Origin of the sequence: Streptomyces sp. UW30, from assembly GCF_008042075.1 — a bacterium.
Taxonomy (GTDB): domain Bacteria; phylum Actinomycetota; class Actinomycetes; order Streptomycetales; family Streptomycetaceae; genus Streptomyces.
Genome location: NZ_RDBN01000053.1, coordinates 728307 through 751570, shown reverse-complemented (window position 1 = coordinate 751570; position 23264 = coordinate 728307). Strand labels below are relative to the sequence as shown.

General features: G+C 71.2%; 20 protein-coding genes. 18 read left to right on the top strand and 2 right to left on the bottom strand.

What is annotated here, in order from left to right; all coding sequences use genetic code 11:
- The first annotated feature begins 22 nt into the window (after nt 1-22).
- The 6 genes from EAO75_RS37655 to EAO75_RS37630 all read left to right on the top strand — a co-directional run bounded on the left by EAO75_RS37655 (nt 23) and on the right by EAO75_RS37630 (nt 7126).
- The gene (locus EAO75_RS37655) at nt 23-1306 is read left to right on the top strand and encodes a hypothetical protein (RefSeq protein ID WP_147999599.1); all 1284 of its coding nucleotides are present in this window, start codon (nt 23-25) and stop codon (nt 1304-1306) included.
- A 67-nt stretch (nt 1307-1373) separates the two neighbouring features.
- Complete coding sequence (locus EAO75_RS37650) at nt 1374-2387, top strand: DUF4232 domain-containing protein (RefSeq protein ID WP_147999598.1); 1014 nt, start codon at nt 1374-1376, stop codon at nt 2385-2387.
- Nucleotides 2384-2947: a hypothetical protein gene (locus EAO75_RS37645; RefSeq protein ID WP_147999597.1), complete on the top strand. Its 564-nt coding sequence runs from the start codon at nt 2384-2386 to the stop codon at nt 2945-2947. Before EAO75_RS37650 ends, EAO75_RS37645 begins: the two co-directional genes overlap by 4 nt.
- A gap of 84 nt (nt 2948-3031) precedes the next feature.
- Complete coding sequence (locus tag EAO75_RS37640; RefSeq protein WP_147999596.1) at nt 3032-4027, top strand: alpha/beta hydrolase family esterase; 996 nt, start codon at nt 3032-3034, stop codon at nt 4025-4027.
- A 49-nt stretch (nt 4028-4076) separates the two neighbouring features.
- On the top strand, nt 4077-5669 hold the full coding sequence (gene dacB / locus EAO75_RS37635) for a D-alanyl-D-alanine carboxypeptidase/D-alanyl-D-alanine-endopeptidase (RefSeq protein WP_147999595.1): 1593 nt from the start codon (nt 4077-4079) through the stop codon (nt 5667-5669).
- 83 nt (nt 5670-5752) lie between these two features.
- Entirely contained in the window at nt 5753-7126 is a 1374-nt protein-coding gene (locus EAO75_RS37630) for a cytochrome P450 (RefSeq protein WP_147999594.1), read from the top strand.
- 18 nt (nt 7127-7144) lie between these two features.
- Here EAO75_RS37630 and EAO75_RS37625 read toward each other — a convergent pair whose 3' ends face one another.
- The gene (locus tag EAO75_RS37625) at nt 7145-8458 is read right to left on the bottom strand and encodes an MFS transporter (RefSeq protein ID WP_147999593.1); all 1314 of its coding nucleotides are present in this window, start codon (nt 8456-8458) and stop codon (nt 7145-7147) included.
- Nucleotides 8459-8541: 83 nt separating this feature from the next.
- Here EAO75_RS37625 and EAO75_RS37620 point away from each other — a divergent pair, with 83 nt between their 5' ends.
- The 8 genes from EAO75_RS37620 to EAO75_RS37585 all read left to right on the top strand — a co-directional run bounded on the left by EAO75_RS37620 (nt 8542) and on the right by EAO75_RS37585 (nt 18723).
- Entirely contained in the window at nt 8542-9507 is a 966-nt protein-coding gene (locus tag EAO75_RS37620; protein ID WP_147999592.1) for a LysR family transcriptional regulator, read from the top strand.
- Between the two features lie 409 nt (nt 9508-9916).
- Nucleotides 9917-10930, top strand: a complete 1014-nt coding sequence (locus tag EAO75_RS37615; protein ID WP_187284745.1) for a hypothetical protein — start codon at nt 9917-9919, stop codon at nt 10928-10930.
- Nucleotides 10930-13134 (top strand): glycosyltransferase, encoded by a 2205-nt coding sequence (locus tag EAO75_RS37610; protein ID WP_147999590.1) that lies wholly within the window; start codon nt 10930-10932, stop codon nt 13132-13134. Before EAO75_RS37615 ends, EAO75_RS37610 begins: the two co-directional genes overlap by 1 nt.
- A complete protein-coding gene (locus tag EAO75_RS37605) occupies nt 13131-14474 on the top strand; it encodes an acyltransferase family protein (protein WP_147999589.1) in 1344 nt (447 codons plus the stop codon). Before EAO75_RS37610 ends, EAO75_RS37605 begins: the two co-directional genes overlap by 4 nt.
- Before the next feature lie 37 nt (nt 14475-14511).
- Nucleotides 14512-14964, top strand: coding sequence for a hypothetical protein (locus EAO75_RS37600; protein WP_147999588.1), 453 nt, complete (start codon nt 14512-14514; stop codon nt 14962-14964).
- Between the two features lie 114 nt (nt 14965-15078).
- Nucleotides 15079-15927, top strand: a complete 849-nt coding sequence (locus EAO75_RS37595; protein WP_261989585.1) for a hypothetical protein — start codon at nt 15079-15081, stop codon at nt 15925-15927.
- Nucleotides 15928-16037: 110 nt separating this feature from the next.
- Entirely contained in the window at nt 16038-17420 is a 1383-nt protein-coding gene (locus tag EAO75_RS37590) for a nitrate/nitrite transporter (RefSeq protein WP_147999587.1), read from the top strand.
- A 154-nt stretch (nt 17421-17574) separates the two neighbouring features.
- The gene (locus EAO75_RS37585; protein WP_147999586.1) at nt 17575-18723 is read left to right on the top strand and encodes a uroporphyrinogen-III synthase; all 1149 of its coding nucleotides are present in this window, start codon (nt 17575-17577) and stop codon (nt 18721-18723) included.
- 51 nt (nt 18724-18774) lie between these two features.
- Here EAO75_RS37585 and EAO75_RS37580 read toward each other — a convergent pair whose 3' ends face one another.
- Nucleotides 18775-19293, bottom strand: coding sequence for a DUF1772 domain-containing protein (locus EAO75_RS37580; RefSeq protein ID WP_147999585.1), 519 nt, complete (start codon nt 19291-19293; stop codon nt 18775-18777).
- A 176-nt stretch (nt 19294-19469) separates the two neighbouring features.
- Between EAO75_RS37580 and EAO75_RS37575 the strand changes: the two genes are divergently transcribed.
- From EAO75_RS37575 to EAO75_RS37560, 4 genes are all read left to right on the top strand, one after another.
- Complete coding sequence (locus tag EAO75_RS37575; RefSeq protein WP_147999584.1) at nt 19470-20102, top strand: CGNR zinc finger domain-containing protein; 633 nt, start codon at nt 19470-19472, stop codon at nt 20100-20102.
- A gap of 319 nt (nt 20103-20421) precedes the next feature.
- On the top strand, nt 20422-20943 hold the full coding sequence (locus EAO75_RS37570; protein ID WP_010039908.1) for a sigma-70 family RNA polymerase sigma factor: 522 nt from the start codon (nt 20422-20424) through the stop codon (nt 20941-20943).
- Nucleotides 20944-21002: 59 nt separating this feature from the next.
- Complete coding sequence (locus EAO75_RS37565) at nt 21003-21785, top strand: anti-sigma factor family protein (RefSeq protein WP_261989584.1); 783 nt, start codon at nt 21003-21005, stop codon at nt 21783-21785.
- 70 nt (nt 21786-21855) lie between these two features.
- A partial coding sequence (locus EAO75_RS37560) for a HelD family protein (protein ID WP_410092639.1) occupies nt 21856-23264 on the top strand: 1409 nt, incomplete at its 3' end.

The window sequence follows — 23264 nt, the reverse complement described above, 5'->3', positions numbered from 1 at the left end:
AGAGCGCGCAGGACGGGGAACTATGACGCGGCCGGACGAGCCGTACTACGTGATGTACGACGGGGACTTCGGGCTCAGCGGGCTCGCCGGGAGGCCGGGGGACGGGCACCTGCCGCCGGCCGAGGGGGACGAGCAGGTCGGCGAGGACGCCAGGAGCCTGCTGGAGTCAGCCCTGCCGGACGAGGTGATCCGGGGCCTGTGGCTGGCCGCCGACCGGGGACGGTTCGATCCGGCCGGTCAGGGCCTGAGCGTGCGTTCCTGGCTGCGGGGATGGTCGCAGGCGTATCCGCCGCGGGCGCCGAAGCGCCCGAAGAGTTTCGCGAAGTACCGGAGCACCATGTCCTTCGAACCCCCTCGGCCCGTGCTGGTGGAGGAGGAGATCCGGGATGCCGTACTCGCCGAGATCGCGGCCGTCGAGGCCGACCTGGTGCGGGCGGTGCCGCTGCCCGGCGTCGTCCCGGCGCTGCGGCGGGCCGTCGTCGAGGCCGGTGCGGATCTCGGGTTCCGGCTGTTGCTGCGGATCCTGAAGGCGTGTTCCGTACGGGTCGACAAGGCGCGCTACGACCGGTTCCTGGAGCTCGGCGAGCCCTTCGAGTACCACTACGGGGTCGTCCATGACGACCTGGAGGTCGACTGGCCGCCCCTCGATCCGGCCCGGCGCGACAGCGACTGGGACTTCGGTCTCTCGGAGCTCGCCGCGCGGTTCGCGCACTGGCACGACGGCACTGCCGACGAGGTCCTGCGCCGGTCGGCCGCCGCCGACGACGTCCGGCAGACGCCGGGCAGTGCGGCCGCCGTTCTCCTGGCGGACGTGACGAGACTGCACGCCTCGCCCCTGTCCACGGACACGCTCACCACCCTGTGGCTGGCCGCCGGCGACTGCGGGTACTGGCCCGACCGTTTCGGCATCGACGTACGGCAATGGCTGGAGCGGATCGCCGAGGTCTGCCGGGAGCGGCTGCGGGAGACCATGCCGGCCTACCGCCCCGAACCGGCACCGGTGCGCGCGGACCTGACGGACGAGGTGCTGCGTGAACTGGGCGACCTCGCGCTGGAGATGGAGTCCAGGACCGTACAGCCCCACGGGCAGGGCGTGCCGGGCGCCGCCGCGGCGCGGGCGCTGGAACAGGTCGTTTCCCGGGTGGATCCCGACCTCGGCTTCCGTCTGTTCCTGCGGGTGCTGGTCGCGCTGTGGATGCCACTCACGCAGGAGCGGTACGCCCGCTACAAGGCGCTTGGGGAGCGGTTCGGCTACGGCGAGTACCTCGTCTCCCAGGTCGATGGGTTCGTCCAGAGTGATCTGTGACACCCCTGTGACCGGAGGTGTGGGTTCCGCCACAGCCTGTGGCGTCCGGCGTTGGTGAGGTGGGCGCATGCCTACCGCCTCCCGCACCGCTCCCGCCGTCCTGGCCGGTGTTCTGCTGCTCGCCGCGTGTGGTTCCCAGAGCGCCTCACCGGGCGACGGCGACGGACGGGTGCGGGCCGAGACGCTGTGTCCGTCGGATTACCAGCGGTACGAAAGCGCGCCTCCCGTCGAGCCGTCCGTCACCGCCTCCGGTACGCCGACCGCGCTGCCCTTGCCCTCTTCCTCCGAGGGCGTCGAGGGCGGCGTGAAGATCACCCGGCTGTTCGCCTGGGGGCCGGAGAGCGGCTGTGGGAGCGTCGACTACAGCGCGGACTTCGAGGTCACCAACCGGGAGACGGAGACGGTCACTTACACGGTGACCATCGGGTTCCTCTCGCCGACCGGGGGCGCGGTCGACAACGTCGAGAAGACCGTCGAGAGGGTCGGGCCGGGGCGGACCGTCAAGGGGACCGCCGTCATGGCGCAGACAGCGATGACGGCACCCGAGGTGACGGGTGCGCAGGTGGTCAAGGTGCGCGGCGTTCCCGCCGACGAGGCCTCGTCCGCCTCCGGGCCGTGCCCCGCGTCCGGGGTGCGCCTCTACGCCGACGAGGGGGACGCGGCCATGGGGCTGCGCGTGGTCGGCCTGCACCTGGTCAACTGCGGCAGCGAGCCCTACCGGGTCGACGGCTACCCGAAGCTCGAACTCCACGACGAGGAACACGACACCGTGGACGGCGTACGGATCCTTGACGGGACCGACCGGATCAGCACCGCCACCGGCGGGGGCGGCAGCCCGCAACCCGTCGTGCTGCGTCCGGGTGAGGCCGCCCGCGCCGGGCTGGCCTGGCGCAACACGACCCAGGCCGGCGATCCGGTGAACGTGCCCTATGTCCGCGTGTGGGCGAAGCCCGGAGCCGACCCCGTGACGGTGGTGCCGGAACTCGACCTCGGGACGACGGGGAAGCTCGGCGTCGGGCCGTGGAAGAAGGACGACACCTACCGGGACCCCACCGCCACCGCCCCCGTCCCGCGTCCGTGAGCGCGATCCTCGTCCTCCTCGCCTGCGCGGTGGCGCTGTACTTGCTGGCGCAGCTCCGTATCGCGCCGGGGATCAAGGTCCTTGTGCTCACCGCGCCGCCGGTGGCCGGGGTGGTGTGGCTCCTGGACGAGGTGTTCGCACGGACGGCGGCCGCCGTGGTCGTCGCCGCGGTGTTCGTGGTCGTACTGGCCGCGCTGGTCGGGCTCCTCGGCCACCCCCGCCTGCCGACCTGGACGAAGATGACCGTCTTCGGCACGGTTCCGGCGGCCGCGCTGGCGTGGCTGCTGGTCGTCACGGCGGACGACGCCCTCAAGGACCCCGGCGAGGACCCGTGCTCCATGTACTACGGCGGCGTCGGCGTCTCCAAGGCGTTTCCCCCGCAGGCGTACTGCCTTTACGAGGACGGCGGCACGCATGACCTCGCGACGGGCGCGCAGTTCGTGTTCTGGATCTGCTTCGTCAGCAGCGTGCTGCTGCTCGCCCTCGGCCTGTGGCAGGTGGCGCGGGATCCGGGGACGCTCGTGCGGCAGTTCCGTGTGAGGAGCTTCCTCGCTCGATGAACCCCCAACCACCATGGCGGAGGCGGCTGTTGTGGTGTCCCAGCCCATATCGGCGGGTGGTTCACGCTTCTACGGTCCCTCGGCATGACACCCACCAGAGCCGCAAGCAGTCGTATCCCCGTCCGTGTCTGCGTCCTCGCGACCCTCCTGGTCGCCCTGATCGCCGCGTTCCTCACCCCTGGCCGAGCCGCTGCCGCCTCGCTCCAGGAGGTGACCGGGTTCGGGACCAACCCCGGTGCCCTGCGGATGTTCCGCTACGTCCCCGACGGGCTGCCCGCCGGCCGGCCCGTGGTCGTCGCGCTGCACGGCTGCAGGCAGAACGCCGCCGGCTACGGCACCGGCAGCGGATGGCTCCAGCTCGCCGACCGCTGGGGCTTCTCGGTCGTGCTGCCGCAGCAGCAGAGCGCCAACAACGCCTCGTCCTGCTTCAACTGGTTCCAGAGCGGCGACATCGCGCGCGGCCAGGGCGAGGCCGCTTCCGTCGCCCAGATGCTCGACCGGCAGATCGCCGACACCGCCGGTGACGCGTCCCGCGTGTACGTCACGGGGCTCTCCGCCGGGGGCGGGATGACCGCCGTGATGATGGCGGCGTACCCGGAGAAGTTCGCGTCCGGCGGGATCGTGGCCGGGCTGCCGTACGGGTGTGCGCAGGCGGCAGGGTCGCCGTATGTGTGCATGTACGTCGGCGCCACGCAGACCCCGAAGCAGTGGGGGGACCGGGTGCGCGCCGCCCGGCCCGGCCACGGCGGCCCCTGGCCCACGCTCGTCGCCTTCCAGGGCACGGCCGACTACACCGTGAAGCCCGTCAACATGACCGACCTGATGCGGCAGTGGACCGATGTGCACGGCGCCGACCAGAGCGCCGACGTCAGCGACACCGTCGCCGGGTATCCGCACCAGGTCTTCCGGGATACGGCCGGGCGAGCGGTCGTCGAGACGTACAGCATCACCGGGATGGGGCACGGGCAGCCCGTCGATCCGGGCACCGGGAGCGAGCAGTGCGGGAGCGCCGGGGCGTACGTCCTCGACGTGAATCTGTGCGCGGCGTATCGGATGGGTCGGGCCTGGGGGCTGGGCTGAGCCGAGGCGCTCTGTCGCCGCGGGCGGTTCTCCGGGATGCTCCTGAGGCATGAGCAGACCCGTGAGAGATTCCGGGAGATGCCCCAACTCCCGTAGCAGACTGTGGATCTGGCCCGCCGCCGTGGCGCTCGTCGCCGCTGTCCTGGGCCCCGGCGCGCAGGCCGGTGCGGACTCCGACCGGACCGGCCTGCCGGAGGCCATCGACACCATCCTGGGCGACCCGCGGATGGAGGGCGGCGTGGCGGGCGTCGTGGTCGCCGACGCCGGCAGCGGTGAGCTCCTCTACCAGCACCTGCCCTCCACCCGGCTCATGCCCGCCTCCAACACCAAGCTCGCTACCTCCGCCGCCGCGATGGAGATCCTCGGCCCCGACCACCGGTTCGGCACGGACGTACTGGCCACCGGGCGGCAGTCCGGCTCCCGGCTCAAGGGCGATCTGTATCTGCGCGGCACCGGGGACCCCACCCTGCTCGCCGGCGACTACGACGCGCTCGCCCAGCGGATCGCGGCCGCCGGCATCACCCGGGTCGACGGGCGGCTCGTCGCCGACGACACCCGGTTCGACGAGCACCGCCTGGGCCGTTCCTGGGCCGCCGACGACGAGTCCTCCTACTACTCCGCCCAGATCAGCGCCCTCAGCGTGGCGCCGGACACCGACTACGACACCGGCACCGTGATCGTGACGGTGCGGCCGGGCGCCTCGGCGGGCGCCGCACCCGTCGTCACCGTCACGCCCGACACCGACTACGTCGACATCGAGGTGGACGCCACCACGGTCGCCGCCGGCGGGGCGAACGACCTCACCGTCGAGCGGGAGCACGGCACGAACACCGTCGTCGTCAGCGGCACGACACCCGTCGGCGGCGCCGGTGCCACGGAATGGGCGACCGTGTGGGACCCCACCGGATACGCCGCCGCCGTCTTCCGGGACGCGCTCGCCGAGCACGGCGTCAAGGTCGCCGGGCCCACCCGGACGGGGCTGCGGACGCCCGCGGCGGCACGGCGGCTGGCCTCGCACGACTCCATGCCGCTGAAGGACCTGCTCATCCCGTTCATGAAGCTCTCCAACAACATGCACGCCGAGATCCTCACCAAGGCCATGGGCGTCAAGGTCTCGGGGGAGGGGAGCTGGGAGGCCGGACTCGCGGCGATCGGCGGCTACCTCAAGGGCGTCGGCGTCGATATCGGCAAGCTGCGGCAGGTCGACGGCTCCGGGCTCTCGCGGATGGACAACTTCGCGGCCGGGCAGCTCGTCGAGCTCCTCCTCGCGGTGCGCTCGGAGCCCTGGTACGCCGACTGGTACCGCTCCCTGCCCGTCGCCTGCGCCCCGGACCGGTTCGTCGGGGGCACGCTGCGCTCGCGGATGTGCGGCACGGCCGCCGCGCTCAACGCCCGTGCGAAGACAGGGTCGTTGACGGGCGCCTCGGCCCTGTCCGGGTACGTCACGGACGCCGACGGACGTGAACTCGTCTACGGCATCGTCCTCAACAACTACCTGGCCTCGTCCGTGAAGCCGCTGGAGGACGCCATCGTGGTTACGCTGGCCAAGTCGACCGCCGAGACCGCCGGTTCGGCGTCGATCCGGGGCGGCGGCGCGAACACCGACGTCGAGTGCGCCTGGCGCAAGCCGGACGTCTGCTGATCACCGACCCTCGGCCACTTCGGCGGGCGAAGGTGGGTGCGACCTCGGGGTGAGTCCGTGGGACGGCGAGGGAATGGGGAACCATGGCGATGACGACGACGGCCGCCCAGGCGCCGATCGTGACGGGGAGTCCCTTGCTGGGCTCGATGAGCGACCTGCTGAACGACCCCCTCGCCGCATATCTGCGGGCCCGCCGCGACCACGGTGACGTCGTGCGGTTCCGGGCCGGCCCGCCCGGGCTGCGCTCCGACATCTACGCGGTGTTCTCACCCGAGGGCGCCCAGCAGGTACTGGCGACCCAGGCGGCCAACTTCCGCAAGGACAACGTCTTCTACGAGGAACTGCGCCTGTCGGTCGGCAACGGCCTGCTCACCAGCCAGGACGACACCTACCTTCGCCAACGGCGGCTGGTGCAGCCGCTGTTCACCCGGCGCCGGGTCAACGGATACGGGCAGCAGGTCGCCGAGGAGGCGGCCGCGCTGGCCGACGCCTGGCGCGCGGCACCCGGCGGGAGAGTCGAACTGGTCGGTGAGATGCACCGCCTCGCGCTCCACATCGTCGGCCGGATCCTGTTCGGCACGGATGTGAAGCAGGCGTTCGAGACCATCGAGCGCACCATGCCCCCGCTCCAGGAGTACTCCCTGAAGCGGGGCTTCTCCCCCTTCAAGGCGCCCCGCACCTGGCCCACCCCCGCCAACCGCCGGGCCGTACGCCTCCAGTCGGAGCTGTTCGCGCTGTGCGACGCGATCATCGCCAGCCGCCGGGACCGGGAGGACGGGGACGACCTGGTGACCCTCCTCGTGCACGCCGAGAACGCCGAGGACGGCAGCCTGGACGCCGACGAACTGCGCGAGCAGGTACTGATCTTCCTTCTCGCCGGCCACGAGACCACCGCCACCGCACTCGCTTTCGCCCTGCACCTCCTCGCCCGGCATCCCGAGGAGCAGGGACGGGTGCGCGAGGAGGTGGACCGGGTGCTCGGCGGCCCCGGCGGTCGGCCGCCCACGGCCGCGGACATGGAGGAGCTGCCGTATCTGACCATGGTGCTGAAGGAGGCCATGCGGCTGTATCCGTCCGCGCCCGTGGTCGGCCGCCGCTCGGTCGCCGACGCGGAGATCGAGGGCATACGCATACCCGCGGGCGCCGACATTCTGGTCAGCCCGTGGGTCACCCAGCGTCACCCCGACCACTGGCCGGACCCCGAGCGCTTCGACCCCGCCCGCTTCACGCCGGAGGCCGAGGCGGGACGCCCGCGCTATGCCTGGTTCCCCTTCGGGGGCGGTCCGCGGGCCTGCATCGGTCAGCATCTGTCGATGCTGGAGTCGGTGCTGGGGCTGGCGGTGCTGCTGCGGGAGTTCGAGCTGGCGGACGCGCAGGAGGGCGAGGTGCCGCTGGGGGCGGGGATCACGCTGATGGCCAAGGGGCCCGCGCGGGTGCGGGTGACAGCGCGTTCCTGAGTGCGGCGCGGGCGGGTCTCAGGCCGTGTTCCGGGTTCCCGGCATCGCCAGGGCGACGAGCAGGGCCACCGCCGCCGCCGTGACCGGTACGCCGTAGCCGGCCGTCGGCGCGAGGTGTTCCACCACCCATCCTCCGGCCGCGCTGCCGCACGCGATGCCGCCGAGCAGGGCTGTCACCGCGAGGGTCATGCCCTCGTTGAGGCGGCCGTCCGGAGTGCGGCGCTGGACCAGCGTCATGTTGGTGATCATGGTCGGCGCCGTGGCCATGCCGGCGATCAGCAGTGCGGCGGACAGCAGGGGGAGCGAGCCGGCGAGGGACGCGGCGAGCAGGGGGAGCGTCAGCAGCGCGGTCATCGCGGCCACGCACCACGGGTAGCGGTCCTCGGCGGGACCGGCGAACCGGAGCCGGCCGTACAGCAGGCCCGCCGCGCAGGACCCGGCCGCCTGGAGGGCGAGCACGACACCCGCCGCCGTGCGCTGGCCCTGTGCGTCCGCGAACGCGATGGTGACGACCTCCGTCGAGCCGAACACGGCGCCCAGGGCGAGGCAGACGGCCAGGAGCGGGGGCATGCCGGGGGAGCGGAAGGGGGACGTCGAGGCCGCCGTGGCCCGGGTGACGGTACGGCCCGAGGGCGGCGGCTCGGTCGAGCGCTGGGCCGCGAAAGCCAGGACGCCCGTCACGAGGAGCACCACCCCGACCAGCGTCCCCGCCTCCGGGAAGAGCGCCCCGCACAGGAGGGCCGCGAGCACCGGGCCCAGCATGAAGCACAGCTCGTCGGCGGCCTGTTCGAAGGAGTTCGCGGTGTGCAGGGAGTCGGGGTCGCCCTTGAGCAGATGGGCCCAGCGGGCGCGGGACATCCCGCCGGTGTTGGGGGTGGTCGCGGTGGCGGCGTAGGCGGCGAAGAGGGTCCAGGCGGGGGCGTCGTACCGCACGCACAGCAGCAGCGCGAGGCTCCCCAGCGCTGCGCACAGCGTGGCCGGTACGGCCACCCGCGCCTGGCCGCGGCGGTCGACGAGCCGCGCGATCCACGGGGCGACCAGCGCGGTCGCCGCGAGGCCGGTCGCGGTGACGGCGCCGGCGAGGGCGTACGACCCCCTCGTCCCGGCGATCATCACGACCGCGCTCACGCTGAACATGCCCATGGGGAGGCGGGCGATGAGGTTCGCGAGGGTGAAGGCCCGGGTGCCGGGGAGGGCGAAGAGGCGGCCGTACGGGCCGGGCGGGCGGCGCCTGGTGCGGGGGCCGAAGTCGACGGCGACGAGGGTGTCGGCGGTGACCGTGAGCAGAGGGGCTCTTGTGTCGGGGTGTCGGGGCGAGCGCTGTTGCGGCATGGATCCACCGTCGCCGGAGATCGATCAAGGGGTCCAACACCTGCTGGGTGGGCATTCACGCACCTGGGTTGTAAGTTCCCGGCATGCCCGCTCATCTCGACCCCCGCCTGCTGCGCGCCTTCCTCGCCGTGGCGGAGGAACTGCACTTCACGCGCGCCGCGGCGCGTCTGTACGTCGCCCAGCAGGCGCTGAGCCGGGACGTACGGCGGCTGGAGCGGGAGTTGGGCACCGAGCTGTTCGTGCGGACGACCCGGCAGGTCACGCTGAGCGCCGACGGTGAGCGGCTGGTGCCGTACGCCCGCCGCGCCCTCCAGGCACAGGACGACCTGCTCGCCGCCTTCGGCCAGGCCCGCCCCCTGCTGGTGGACCTGAACTCACCGGGCCTGGCCACCCCTCGCAGGGTGCTGCACCGGGCCCGCGCGCTCGCCCCCGAACAGGAACTCATGGCCCGCTACGAGAGCGGCCTGACGGGCGCGGCGGCCGAGATGGTGGCGGGTCGGCTGGACGCGTCCTTCGGGCGGTACGCGGGCCTGGACCCGGCGCTGCGGGCGGGCCTCGACCACCAGCCCGTCCGTTTCGAGCCGATGGCGATCCTGCTGCCCGAGGACCACCCGCTGGCCGAAATGCCACAGGTGCCGTTGGCCGCGCTGGCCGGCGAGGTCGTGTACGCGGGCGCCGGAAATCCCCGTACGCCGGAGTGGACCGACCTCGCGCGCCGGCTGTTCGACGGGCGGGGCATCGAGGTCGCCGCGCCCGCGCCGCTCGCCGTCGGGGACGAGGAGTTCCAGCGGATCATGGCCAAAACACGTAACCCGATACTCGCCGTGGTGGACTTTCCGGCCATGCCCTCGACAGTGCGGCGCCCGCTCGTCGATCCCGTCCCGCTGTCACCGGTGTCACTGGTGTGGCGGAAGGGGCTGGTGCACCCCGCGTTCGACGCTCTTCGACGGGCCGCGGCCGAGGTCTCGGCCGAGGAGGGGTGGTTGCGCACACCCGCCGATGGATGGATTCCGGCCATCGATGCGACCACGATGAATGGTCACAATTGACACGTGGGAACCACGAAACCTCCGCGTGCGCTACATTCTTGCCCTGAGCACATTGTGGTAACGGGGGGCGCTCGGCCGGGTGGGGGCTCGGTACGACGACGGGTGCTCAGTGTCGTGCGCGCGCCCGGAACGGTCCCGTGGGGGGATGTGCGTGCGTGTGAAGAAGTGGCGAGAAGACGCCCAACCGGAGTGGCCCGATGTCTCATCGGGGTCGGGGTCCGGCGGCGGTTCTTCCGTGGGGGGTTCGAGAGGTGACACCCAGGCGTTTGCGGCTACCGGGGAGACCCAGGTAGCAGGCGTGCCCGGGCAGCACCGTCGCTCCCGATCCGAAGCAAGGGAGAGGGACATCCTCCACGGTGGCAGGCGTGCCTCTTCGGGCGCCGACGAAACACAGGTCCTGCGCGGCGGCTTGGGGCCGTCCGCGTCCGACGCCGACGAGACCGCGGTCCTTCCGTCGGCCGGGTCGGCGGACGTACGCCGGACCGCCGGCACCGCGACCGACGCGGGCCGGGCCGGCGCCGGAGCGGACGGCTGGTCCGCCTTCGACCGCCCGTCGGCCCGCCGCGGCGACGCCTTCCCTGCGGCCGGCGAGACGCGTCCCGCGCCCGCCGTGCGCGACCCGTGGGGCGACGGGCCGGAGGAGTCCGAACGGCCGGCGCGGTCGCAGCGTTCCGCGCGGACCGACGGCCCCGGCGCCACCCACGACCCGCACGAGGTCACCGTCCAACTCGACGGCGTCGGCCTCCACCTGGACAACATGCTGCGCGCGGCCAAGGACGCCCCGCGCGGCGGCGACGGCTCCGACGGACCGGTGTTCGTCGACGAGTCCGGCCGCCGCAGCCGCCGTTTCCGCCGGATCGGCATGGCGGTGGGCCTCGCCTGCGCGGTCTACGCCGTCGTCATCGTCGCCACTTTGCTGTCCGGCAACTCCGACGCGCCGTGGCTGCCCGTCGAGAACCCCAAGGAGAAGCCGGCCGGCCAGGTCGACACCCCGCCGCTGCCCGCGGAGTCGGCACCGCAGCCCTCCGCCACCGGCAGCGTCTCGCCGGGCACCTCGCCGACGGCCGGCACCGGTACGACCGCGTCCCCGGACGCCGACGCCACCGCGCCCGGCGCCTCGGCCACCGCCGGGAACCCCGGCACCTCCGCGGACCCGAAGCCGAGCGCCTCGAAGTCCGTCAACAACCCGGGCACGAACCCCACGCCGGATCCCGATCCGACCTCCGAGCCCACCACCAGCGACCCCGACCCGAGCCCGACGGACGGCGGCGGCCCCACCGAGGAGCCGACCGACACCCCCACCACCGACGATCCCGGAACCGGCACGGTCGCGGAGGGTCCCAGCGACCCGACGCCCATCGCGCAGGAGCCCGACGCCCACGCCTCCGCGCCCGCCGCCCCGTCCCCGGAGTACACGTTCTGATGGCATCCCGCACCCGCCGTCACCGGCCCGCGACACCGGCCCCCGACGGCTCCCCGCGCCGCCGTGTGCCCATGCGCCTGCTGCTGCCCTCGCTCGTTCTCGTCGCGTTGATGGCGATGCTGATGCTGCGGGGGTATGTGCACAGCGAGATCCTGGCGGACCATCGCGTGCGTCCGCCCGCCTCCTCCGACCAGGTGCCCGAGGAGATCCTCAAGGGCGGCCCCGTCATCGACACCCGCAGCGGCCGCACCGAGAGCCTCGGCCTGCAGGATCACCGGCTCGTCCTCACCTTCGACGACGGCCCGGACCCGGCCTGGACCCCCAAGGTCCTGGACATGCTCAAGAAGCACGACGCGCACGCGGTCTTCTTCGTCACCGGCACCATGGCCTCGCGCCACCCGGACCTGGTCCGGCGCATGGTCGAGGAGGGCCACGAGGTCGGCCTGCACACCTTCAACCACCCCGACCTGTCCTTCCAGTCGAAGAAGCGCATCGACTGGGAGCTGTCCCAGAACCAGCTGGCGATCAGCGGCGCGGCCGGCATCCGCACCTCCCTGTTCCGTCCGCCGTACTCCTCCTTCGCCGACGCCATGGACAACAAGTCCTGGCCGGTGACCGAGTACATCGGCAAGCGCGGCTACATCACGGTCGTCAACAACACCGACAGCGAGGACTGGCGCAAGCCCGGCGTCGACGAGATCATCCGCCGGGCCACGCCCAAGGGCGGCAAGGGCGCGATCGTCCTGATGCACGACTCCGGCGGCGACCGGCACCAGACCGTCCAGGCGCTGGACAGGTTCCTGCCGGACATGAAGGCCGAGGGCTACGAGTTCGACAACCTCACCGAGGCCCTCGGCGCCCCCAGCGCGCACACCGAGGTCACCGGCCTCGACCGGTGGAAGGGCAAGGCCTGGATCTTCCTGGTCCAGGCGTCGGACAACATCACCGGCGTGCTGGTGGTCGGCCTGGCGGTGATCGGCTTCCTGGTCATCAGCCGGTTCGTACTGATGCTGCTGCTGTCGGGTATCCACGCACGCCGGGTGCGCCGCAAGGGCTTCCGCTGGGGCCCGCCGGTCACCGAACCGGTGTCGGTGCTGGTCCCGGCGTACAACGAGGCCAAGTGCATCGAGAACACCGTCCGGTCGCTGATGGCCAGCGAGCACCCGGTCGAGGTGATCGTCATCGACGACGGGTCGAGCGACGGCACGGCACGGATCGTCGAGGCGATGGGCCTGCCCAACGTCCGCGTCGTGCGCCAGATGAACGCGGGCAAGCCCGCCGCCCTCAACCGCGGCTTGGCGAACGCCCGTCACGAGCTGATCGTGATGATGGACGGCGACACCGTCTTCGAACCGGCCACGGTCCGCGAGCTGGTGCAGCCCTTCGGCGACCCGCGCGTGGGCGCGGTGGCCGGCAACGCGAAGGTGGGCAACCGGGACTCGCTGATCGGCGCCTGGCAGCACATCGAGTACGTGATGGGCTTCAACCTCGACCGCCGGATGTACGACATGCTGCGCTGCATGCCGACGATCCCCGGCGCGGTGGGAGCCTTCCGCCGCTCCGCGCTGGAACGGGTCGGCGGCATGAGCGACGACACGCTCGCCGAGGACACCGACATCACCATGGCGATGCACCGGGACGGCTGGCGCGTGGTCTACGCCGAGAACGCCCGGGCCTGGACCGAGGCCCCGGAGTCGGTGCAGCAGCTGTGGTCACAGCGCTACCGGTGGTCGTACGGCACGATGCAGGCGATCTGGAAGCACCGCAAGGCACTCGTGGAGAAGGGCCCGTCCGGCCGCTTCGGCAGGGTCGGCCTGCCGCTGGTGTCCCTGTTCATGGTGCTGGCCCCGCTGCTGGCCCCCCTGATCGACGTCTTCCTCCTCTACGGCCTGATCTTCGGCCCGACGCAGAAGACCATCGGTGCCTGGCTGGGCGTCCTGGCGATCCAGGTGGTCTGCGCCGCGTACGCCTTCCGCCTGGACAAGGAACGCATGACCCACCTCATCTCCCTCCCGCTCCAGCAGATCCTCTATCGCCAGCTCATGTACGTCGTCCTGCTCCAGTCCTGGATCACGGCCCTCACCGGCGGCCGCCTGCGCTGGCAGAAGCTGCGCCGCACCGGCGTCGTGGAGGCGCCCGGCGGACCCGTGCCGCGGCAGCGGACGGCAGGCACGCGTGACGGTGATCGGAGGCCGGTCGGATGACGCACGGATACCAGCCGACGGACACCGGCGCAGGGGCCCGGCCGTCGGAGCCCGCGTGGCCGACCGCGCAGTACGCCGCCGTCCCGCAGCAGCGCCTGACGGAGCCGGAACCGGGCGCCGGCCCGGCTGAACCCCCTGCTCCCGCCGAACCGGCCGCGCCCGCGCCCAAGAAGCCGGGCCGGGACCGCTACCTGGACGTGCTGCGCTCCATAGCCCTGGTCCGCGTGGTCGTCTACCACCTCTTCGGCTGGGCCTGGCTGACGGTGCTGTTCCCGTCCATGGGCGTGATGTTCGCGCTGGCCGGCTCGCTGATGGCCCGCTCCCTGAACCGTCCCGCGTGGGGCGTGATCAGGGGTCGTGTCCGTCGCCTCCTGCCTCCGCTGTGGGCGTTCAGTGCGGTGGCGCTTGCGCTGATGTTCGGCGGCGGCTGGAACCCGACGAAGGACCCGGACCACGGCGGCTCGTGGGTCCTCGTCGAGATGATCAACTACGTCATCCCCATCGGCGCACCGCCGTTCCCCTGGCACATCGGCTCCCAGTCGGGCCTGCTGGAGGACACATGGGCGGTACAGGCGGCGGGTCCGCTCTGGTACCTGCGTGCCTACCTGTGGTTCGTCGTGGCGTCCCCCCTGCTGCTGTGGGCGTTCCGCCGGGCGCCGTGGCCGACGCTGCTCGCCCCGCTGGGCCTGACGGCCGTCGTGGGCACGGGACTTGTCTCGATCCCCGGCGAAACGGGCAACGCAGTCACCGACTTCGCCGTCTACGGCAGCTGCTGGGTCCTGGGCTTCGCCCACCACGAGGGCTTCCTGGCGAAGATCCCGCGCTATGTCGCCGTCTCCTGCGCGGCCCTCGTGATGGCCTTCGGCCTGTGGTGGGCCTCGGGCCACCTGGGCCCGGACGGCTGGGACCTCAACGACATCCCGCTGGCCCAGGCGACCTGGTCCTTCGGCTTCGTCGTGATCCTGCTCCAGTACTCCCCCTCATGGCAGGAACTGCCGGGCAGACTCGCCAAGTGGGACAAGCTGGTGACGCTGTCCAACAACCGCGCCGTCACGATCTACCTCTGGCACAACCTCCTGATCATGGCCACGGTCCCCATCCTGGACCGCCTGTACGAACTCCCCTTCATGCAGGACGAACGAGCGACGGCAGCACTCGACTCGACGTACATGATCTGGATGTTCTTCCTGGTCTGGCCCCTGATCGGACTCACGATCCTGGCGCTCGGCTGGATCGAGGACATCGCGGCGAAGCGAAGCCCACGGCTGTGGCCGAACGGCACGAAGAACACGAAGAGCAGACGAAGGGGCTCGTCCCGAGCGAGCCACCGCGCGAAATAGGAATGACGGGCCGGTCCGGCCTGTTCAGAATGCGGGCATGTCCACGGACGTGAGCGGGATGATCGAGTGCAGGCCCGGCGCGAGGATCTGGGGGGAGGAGGACGAGGACGCGCTATGGCACGAGGCCATCGACCTCTTCGTCCTCAACACCGGCAACGCGTATGACGCACTCGCCTGCCTCTTCGGCGTGCGCAACTCCTTCGGCTTCCGGCCGCTGGCCGAGGAGCGCGGCCTGCCGGACGATGTCTCAGACCGCGTGAGGCAGCGGTTCCACGCCGAGGGCGGGGCCGAGCACTCATGGGGCACGACCTGGATCAGTTGGGCCGAGTTGACCGTCGCCGACTGGGACGAGACCGATCGTTCTGGCACGCTCAGTCGACGTGCGGTCGCCGGGGCGGGGAGCCACTGGGCGCCCGTCTGGGACGTGATGAGGACGCTGGCCGGGCTGCATGGGCCGGAGCATGTGCGGCTCGTCGTCTGGTTCTGCTGATCACGAACTCGGCCGACCGGCGTTCCCGCTGTCGGACCCCCGTGGAACACTGGCCGGGTTGCGGACGTGAACGGGGCGGCCCGAGGGGTTGGGGCCGGTGGGGAGCTGGTGCTGGTGAGCAGGCGGCAGGTGCAGAAGATGCTGCGGTTGATCGCGAGTGGGGAGCCCGTCGAGCTCACCAGTCCCATGGCTTCCGTGAAGAAGCTCGCCAAGCTTGCCTTCATCGCCCAGCAGTTCGGGTACGAGTACGTGGACGTCCGGCAGAGCGGCGGGCGGAACAACGCGCTCGTGATGCTGATCGCGCCCGACCCCACGCCCCAGGCCCGTGCCCGAGCGGCGCAGAACTGGGCGCAGTACCCGAACGCCAGTGACGGGGTCTCCGTACCGCCCCTCGTGCCCGATGCGCACGAACTCCTCAAGGCCCGCATTAACTTCGACCTCACCGGCAAGCACGCCGAGAAGAAGATGTGGTGGGCGGCGGGCGGTATCACCCTCGGGTTCGTGATCGCCGTCGCGAAGGCCGGTGGGGATGGCGACGCAATCGTCTTCTCCGGTCTTGGATGGGTCGCGCTCATCGCCCTGCTCGGGATCGGGCTCGTCGTCACGCGCAAGCGCAACGCCAAGTTCGCGGCCCGGCTCCAGGCCGCCGGCTTCATGCCGGTCACCGACGAGAGCGGGCGGGTGCGGTATCTGCCGCCGGGTGGGCAGCTGCCGGGGCACGGCAATCCGTTCGGCGCCACCGGCCCCTACGGCAACCAGCCCGCCCCGGGCCCTTACGGCCATCAGGCCACCCCGGGCTTCCCTGGCCATCAGCCGGCGCCCGGCCATGTCGGGCACCGTACCCGCAGCAGAACCCCCACTGGCAGCCCCCGCAGCAGCACTGACGCCCCGCTCTCCCCTATACAGGGCCTGTACATAGGGGCACAGCCAGCAAACCTCTCATCCCCCCTCCTCACCCGGTGAGAGCAAAGTTCCTTTCCGGTCACTCGTCGCCACAGGCAGGAAACGCGCCCTCCCTACCTTCGGATCAGCCGCTCAGAGCGCGACCGAACCCCGAAGATCGTGGAGGCGTCATGACAGCCCCTAGTACAGCCCCCGCCGCGAGCAGGGGAGGCCGCTGGATCGACCACTGGGACCCCGAGGACGAGACCTTCTGGAACGAGACCGGGGAGAAGACCGCCCGCCGGAATCTGTTCTTCTCCGTGCTCTCCGAGCACATCGGGTTCTCGATCTGGACCCTGTGGTCGGTGATGGTGCTCTTCATGGGGCCGGAGTACGGGCTCACCCCTGCCGACAAGTTCACCATCGTCTCGATGGCCACGCTGGTCGGCGCCATCGTCCGGGTGCCGTACACCTTCGCCGTCGCCGTCTTCGGTGGCCGGATGTGGACGGTCGTCTCGGCGAGCCTGCTGCTCGTGCCGACGGTCGCCGCGTTCGTCGTGATGGAGCCGGGGACGTCCTTCGGCACGTTCCTGGTGTGCGCGATGCTGGCCGGCGTCGGCGGCGGCAACTTCGCCTCCAGCATGACCAACATCAACGCCTTCTTCCCGCTCCGCAAGAAGGGCTGGGCGCTCGGACTCAACGCCGGCGGCGGCAACATCGGCGTACCGGTCGTCCAGCTCGTCGGTCTCGCGGTCATCGGCGCCAGCGGCGGTCCGCGCCTGCTGCTCGGGATCTATATCCCGTTCATCCTGATCGCCGCCGCCCTCGCCTGGCTGAAGATGGACAGCATCTCGTCCGTGAAGAACGACACCGGCGCCGCCAAGGACGCCGCGAAGGACACCCACACCTGGATCATGTCCTTCCTCTACATCGGCACCTTCGGTTCGTTCATCGGATACTCCTTCGCCTTCGGGCTGGTCCTTCAGACGCAGTTCGGCCGTACGCCGCTGCAGGCCGCCTACGTCACCTTCATCGGCCCGCTGCTCGGCTCCCTGATCCGTCCCGTCGGCGGCTGGCTCGCCGACCGGTACGGCGGCGCGAAGATCACGCTGTGGAACTACGTCGGCATGGCCGCCGCGACCGCCGTCGTCGTCGTGGCCTCGATGCGGGAGTCGCTGCCGCTGTTCACCACCGCGTTCATCGCGCTGTTCGTGCTCAGCGGCCTCGGCAACGGCTCGACGTTCAAGATGATCCCCGGCATCTTCCACGCCAAGGCCCTCGCCAAGGGGCTCACCGGTGAGGAGGCCGCGGTCTACGGCCGCCGGCTGTCCGGCGCCTCCATGGGGCTCATCGGCGCGGTGGGCGCGCTCGGCGGCCTCGGCATCAACCTCGCCTTCCGCCAGTCCTTCCTGACGGTCGGCTCCGGCACCGGCGCGTTCGTCGCCTTCCTCGCCTTCTACGGCCTCTGCTTCGTGGTCACCTGGGCCGTATACCTTCGCCGCCCGGCCGCAGCCGAGACCGACGCCACAACAACCACGAAGGCAAAATCGCAGCTCAGCTACGCCGAGGTGTGACGTAACACCGCCGACATCAAGCCGAACCGAGCCTGTCACGCACCGTTGACAGGCTCGCTCGGCATGCAGGTGTCACCACGATCGGTGCGGTCAGGAACACCGACGGTGTGCTCACCTGAGGCAAGCAAGACAACTCGAGTGCGGGACGAGTCCTATGTACGAACAGCTGCAACCCGACCACGGGCCCCTCGCGGGGTTCACCGTGGGCGTGACCGCCGCACGCCGCGCCGACGAGCTCGGAGCGTTGCTCCAGCGGCGCGGCGCCGCAGTCCTGCACGCCCCTGCCCTGCGGATCGTGCCGCTCGCCGACGACAGCGAGCTGCTCGCCGCGACGAAGGAGATCATCCAGCGGACGCCGGACATCGTGGTCGCCACGACCGCGATCGGCTTCCGGGGCTGGATAGAGGCCGCCGACGGCTGGGGGCTCGGCGAGGACCTGCTGGCCCGGCTGCGCGAGGTGGAGCTGCTCGCGCGCGGGCCCAAGGTCAAGGGCGCGGTACGGGCCGCCGGGCTGACGGAGGACTGGTCGCCGTCGAGTGAGTCCATGGCCGAGGTGCTGGACCGGCTGCTGGAGGAGGGCGTCGAGGGACGTCACATCGCCGTACAGCTGCACGGTGAGCCGCTGCCCGGGTTCGTGGAGTCGCTCAGGGTCGCGGGGGCGGAGGTGCTCGGGGTGCCGGTCTACCGGTGGCTGCCGCCGGAGGAGATCGGCCCGGTCGACCGGCTGCTGGACGCCGCGGTCTGCCGTGGTCTCGACGCCGTCACCTTCACCAGTGCGCCCGCCGCCGCGTCGCTGCTGTCCCGGGCGGAGAAGCGGGGACTGCTGCCCGAACTGCTCGCCGCCTTCGCCCACGACGTCGTTCCCGCCTGTGTCGGGCCGGTCACCGCGCTGCCTCTCCAGGCGCTCGGCGTCGACACGGTCCAGCCCGAGCGCTTCCGGCTCGGGCCGCTCGTCCAGCTGCTCTGCCAGGAACTACCCGGCCGGGCCCGCTCGTTGCCGATCGCCGGTCACCGGGTGGAGATCCGGGGGCACGCGGTCCTGGTGGACGGCGCGCTGCGACCCGTGCCGCCTGCGGGGATGTCCCTGCTGCGGGCCCTGTCGCGCCGGCCGGGCTGGGTGGTGGCCCGCGCGGAGCTGTTGCGCGCGCTGCCGGGTGCCGGGCGCGACGAGCACGCGGTGGAGACGGCGATGGCTCGGCTGCGGACGGCTCTCGGGGCGCCGAAGCTGATCCAGACGGTGGTGAAGCGGGGCTATCGGCTGGCGTTGGACCCGGCGGCCGATACGAAGTACGCGGACGTGTGAGCAGGGAGGCCGGCGTTCTGCGGGGCACCCTGTGTCGGGGGCGCCGTCCCCTCAAACTCCCCCAGACGGGCTGAGTGATGCCGACCTGCGCCCAGCGCGCCCGTACCCCACCAACGCCCTCCCCAAGCACCCCACCGCCACCGTCGACAGCACCGCCCGCACCACGTTCCACGCCACCCACGGATCCTCGAACTCCTCCCGCAGCGCGGCCGGAGCCCCGGTGTCCGCAAGGCCGTTGTTCAGCGGGATGTTGAAGGCGACCGTGACCAGGAAAGCCAGGCCGTACGCCGCCACCGCCGCCCACACCCACCACCGGTACGGCTCCCCGCGCAGCTGCCACGCCGACACCCCCGTCAGCACCAGCGCCCCGAGGAAGCCCAGCAGGAACACCGGGTTCTGGATCACGTCGTTGATGTCCCGCATCACCTCGACGAACACCCGGTCGTCGCTGCGGGCCAGCGCCGGCATCACCGCGCAGGCGAAGATGTAGAAGGCCCCGGCGATCAGGCCCGTGGCGACCATGGCCGCGCCCAGTACGGTTCCGGCGAGTGCGTTGCTTCGTCGTGTCATGTCCCTCAGTCAACGGCCTCGCGGACGCCCAGAACATGGCCGTCACGCGCAGCCGCATAAGCGGTCGTCCAGCGCCAACCGCCGGTACGAGGGGTTCCGGCGCCGCGACGGGGCAGGCACTGTAAGAGGGAACGGTTCCCCTAGCTCTCCCCCCAGTCCTAGGCGGTGGCAGGCACATGGCACTGGGTACGGCCACGGACGCGTACGAGCTGCGGTTCGACGCCGGGCGGATCTGTCTGGATCTCCTCGCGACCACGCACCCCGAGGAACACCTGGACTCACTCGACGTGTTGCGCGCCTGGATCGTCGGCGCCGGTCTCGTCCCGCCGGGCACCCCGCTCGCTCACGCCGACGCCTCCTGGGTCGTCGGCTTCCGCGAAGTGCGCGGACGTATCGGACAGTTGGTGCGGTGGGGGTCCCCCCGCTCGAGCGAGGTCGAGAGTGGGGGAGGCCTCAACCCCGCGCCCTGGCCGTCGTACGACCTCGCTCTCGCCCGCGTGAACGACGTCGCCCGGGCCGCGCCCCCGGCCCCGCGTGCCGTACTGGGGGAAGACGGGACGCTCGTGAGGGAGTTGGATCATCCGCCCGAGTGCGCCGGACTGCTCGGGGCCGTCGCGCGCGACGCCCTGGAGCTGCTCACCGACCCCCTCGCGCGGGCCGCGCTCAGGGAGTGCGAAGGGGACAACTGCCCCATCGTCTATCTCGACACATCACGGGGTCGCAGGAGGCGTTGGTGCTCCAGTGAGGTCTGTGGGAACCGCGAAAGGGTGGCCCGGCATCGTCGTCGCGCGGCCCTCACCCGAGCCTGACTGCCCGTTATGCGGCTTCTGTGGAACGGCTGTCGAAGTGATTTCGATTACATGCCGTTTACCTACGCGACCGTAGGGAAGCGTGGAGATGATCTTGCCGATGTGACGGAAATGTAAAGATCGCGCGGTGGGAATGTGCTGCCATGTCCAGCTCGTCACGTCACTCCGAAGAAAAGTGTCGCCTCACTTTGAACACTCAACGGGACCCTTCCGTACGGGTAGTCGAGCGACCGACTGGGGGAACCCCCGGACATCGGAGGTGGGCGTGCGCAAGGATTCCGTCGTGGCCAATGAACGTGGATCGAGGGCCCGACATCGCATGTCCCAGCCCTCGGAACCTGATGAGGAGCTGATGCGTGCGCTGTACAGAGAGCACGCCGGACCCCTCCTTGCGTATGTCCTTCGACTGGTCGCCGGTGACCGGCAACGAGCAGAGGACGTCGTGCAGGAGACGCTCATCCGTGCCTGGAAGAACGCCGGACAGCTCAATCGAGCGACCGGATCGGTACGCCCCTGGCTGGTGACGGTCGCCCGGCGCATCGTCATCGACGGCCACCGCAGCCGGCAGGCCCGGCCGCAGGAGGTCGATCCGTCGCCGCTGGAGGTCATCCCCGCGGAGGACGAGATCGACAAGGCGCTGTGGCTGATGACGCTGTCGGACGCACTCGACGACCTGACCCCCGCCCACCGGGAGGTTCTTGTCGAGACGTACTTCAAGGGACGTACCGTCAATGAGGCGGCCGAGACGCTGGGCATACCCAGTGGCACCGTTCGCTCAAGGGTTTTCTATGCCCTGCGGTCGATGAAGCTGGCACTGGAGGAGCGGGGGGTGACGGCGTGATGAGTGTTTACGGGGGAAACCAGGGATTCGGGATGGGCGGTTCGGGTATGTCTGGGTCCATGAGCCCCACGCAGGGACAGCCGGGCCCGAACGAGCATGAAACCGTCGGCGCCTACGCCCTCGGGATTCTCGACGACGCCGAGGCAACCGCTTTCGAGATTCACCTCGCGACCTGCGAATGGTGCGCCCAGCAACTGGACGAACTCGCCGGGATGGAACCGATGCTGGCCGCGCTCGCGGACCTGCCGGGTTCCGGCTCGCCCGCGATCGGCGAGTCCCTGTCGGCCAAGCCCAGCCCGCGCATGGTGAACAACCTCGTGGACGAGGTCGCCGAGCGCCGCGCCCAGAAGCGCCGGCGCAGCTTCTACATGGTCGCCGCGGCGGTCGCGCTGATGGTCGGTGGTCCGTTCGCGGCCGTGGCAGCGACCGGCGGCGACGGCGGCGCGGACGGCGAGGGCAACCGGACCGTGCAGGCGGCCAACCCCGCCAAGGACCTGTTCACGGGCATCGAGAACAAGGTCTCGGGGACCGACTCGACGACCGGCGCCAGTGCGACCGTCGCCCTGTCGAAGAAGCTGTGGGGCACCGAGACGGCCCTTGAGCTCAAGGGCGTCAAGGGTCCGCTCAAGTGTTCCATGATCTTCGTCAGCAAGGACGGCGAGCGTGAGACGGCCGCCTCCTGGTCCGTCCCGAAGTGGGGCTACGGCATCCCGGATGCCGAGACCGAGCAGGCCAGGAACCCGCTCTACGTCAGCGGTGGCGTGTCCATGGCCCCCGACGACGTCGATCACGTCGAGGTCATGACCTTCGACGGAAAGAAGCTCGTCCAGGTCGACGTGTAGTCGACGTAGCTTTTCCGGGTCCCCTTCGCGTACGGTTGACGGCTGCCCAGCACGTCAGAAGGGGGCCCGGGTGGCCGCTCAGGCTCAACAGGAATCCGCGCTCGACACCCTGCGGGACCGAGAGATCGGTGTCGAACAGGAACACCTGGATCAGGTGTACCGCCGCCTTGAAGAGAAGATCCACGAGGCGGAGTTCCTCATGAACGACGCGGCCAAGCGCGGCCAGGTCGGCACGCCCGGAGCGCTCGCGGAGCGGGACGCGCAGGTCTTCCGGGCGGGCGTTCACCTCAACCGCCTCAACAACGAGTTCGAGGACTTCCTCTTCGGCAGGATCGACCTGCTGTCCGGCAAGGACGGCAAAAAGGGCCCGGACGGTGCCTACACCGCCGTCGAGCCCGCCGAGGGCGCGGTCCGCGACGACAACACCGCCGACATCGCCGAGACCCTGCACATCGGCCGCATCGGTGTGCTCGACCAGGACTACTCCCCGCTGGTCATCGACTGGCGGGCCCCGGCCGCGGCGCCCTTCTACCGCTCCACCCCGGTCGACCCCGGGCGGGTCGTACGGCGCCGGGTCATCCGCTCCAAGGGCCGCAAGGTGCTCGGCGTCGAGGACGACCTGATGCGCCCCGAGCTCAAGGCCTTCCTCGACGGCCACGAACTGCCCGTCATCGGCGACGGCGCCCTGATGGCCGCCCTCGGCCAGGCCCGCACCCACACCATGCGGGACATCGTGGCGTCCATCCAGGCCGAGCAGGACCTGGTCATCCGCGCCCCCGCCGCCTCGGTGACGTACGTCGAAGGCGGCCCCGGCACGGGCAAGACCGCCGTCGCCCTGCACCGCGCCGCCTACCTGCTCTACCAGGACCGGCGCCGGTACGCGGGCGGCATCCTGATCGTCTCGCCGACCCCGCTGCTGGTGGCGTACACCGAGGGCGTGCTCCCCTCGCTCGGCGAGGAGGGCCAGGTCGCCATCCGGGCGATCGGCTCGCTCGTCGACGGCGTCGAGGCCACCCTCTACGACTCCCCGGCCACGGCCCGCGCCAAGGGCTCGTACCGCATGCTCAAGGTGCTGCGGAAGGCGGCGCGGGGCGCGCTGGAGCTGGGCGCGGGTGGCGGGGGCGTCGGCGCGCATCGCACGGGGCAGCTCGCCTTCGGTGACGACGACGCCGATGCCGAGGCGCCGACGCCCGCCGGACCGCCCAGCCGGCTGCGCGTGGTCGCCTTCGGGCGCCGCCTGGAGCTGGAGGCCGACGCGCTGGAACGTATCCGCCACACCGCGCTGAGCGGCACGGCGCCCGTGAACCTGCTGCGCCCGCGCGCCCGCAAGCTGTTGCTGGACGCCCTGTGGGCGCAGTCCGGCGGCGCCTCCCGGCACACCGACCCCGAGCTCGCCGCCGAGCTGCGCTCCTCCTTCGACGAGGACGTGACCTCGGAGGACAGCTTCATCGCCTTCCTCGACGCCTGGTGGCCGGAGCT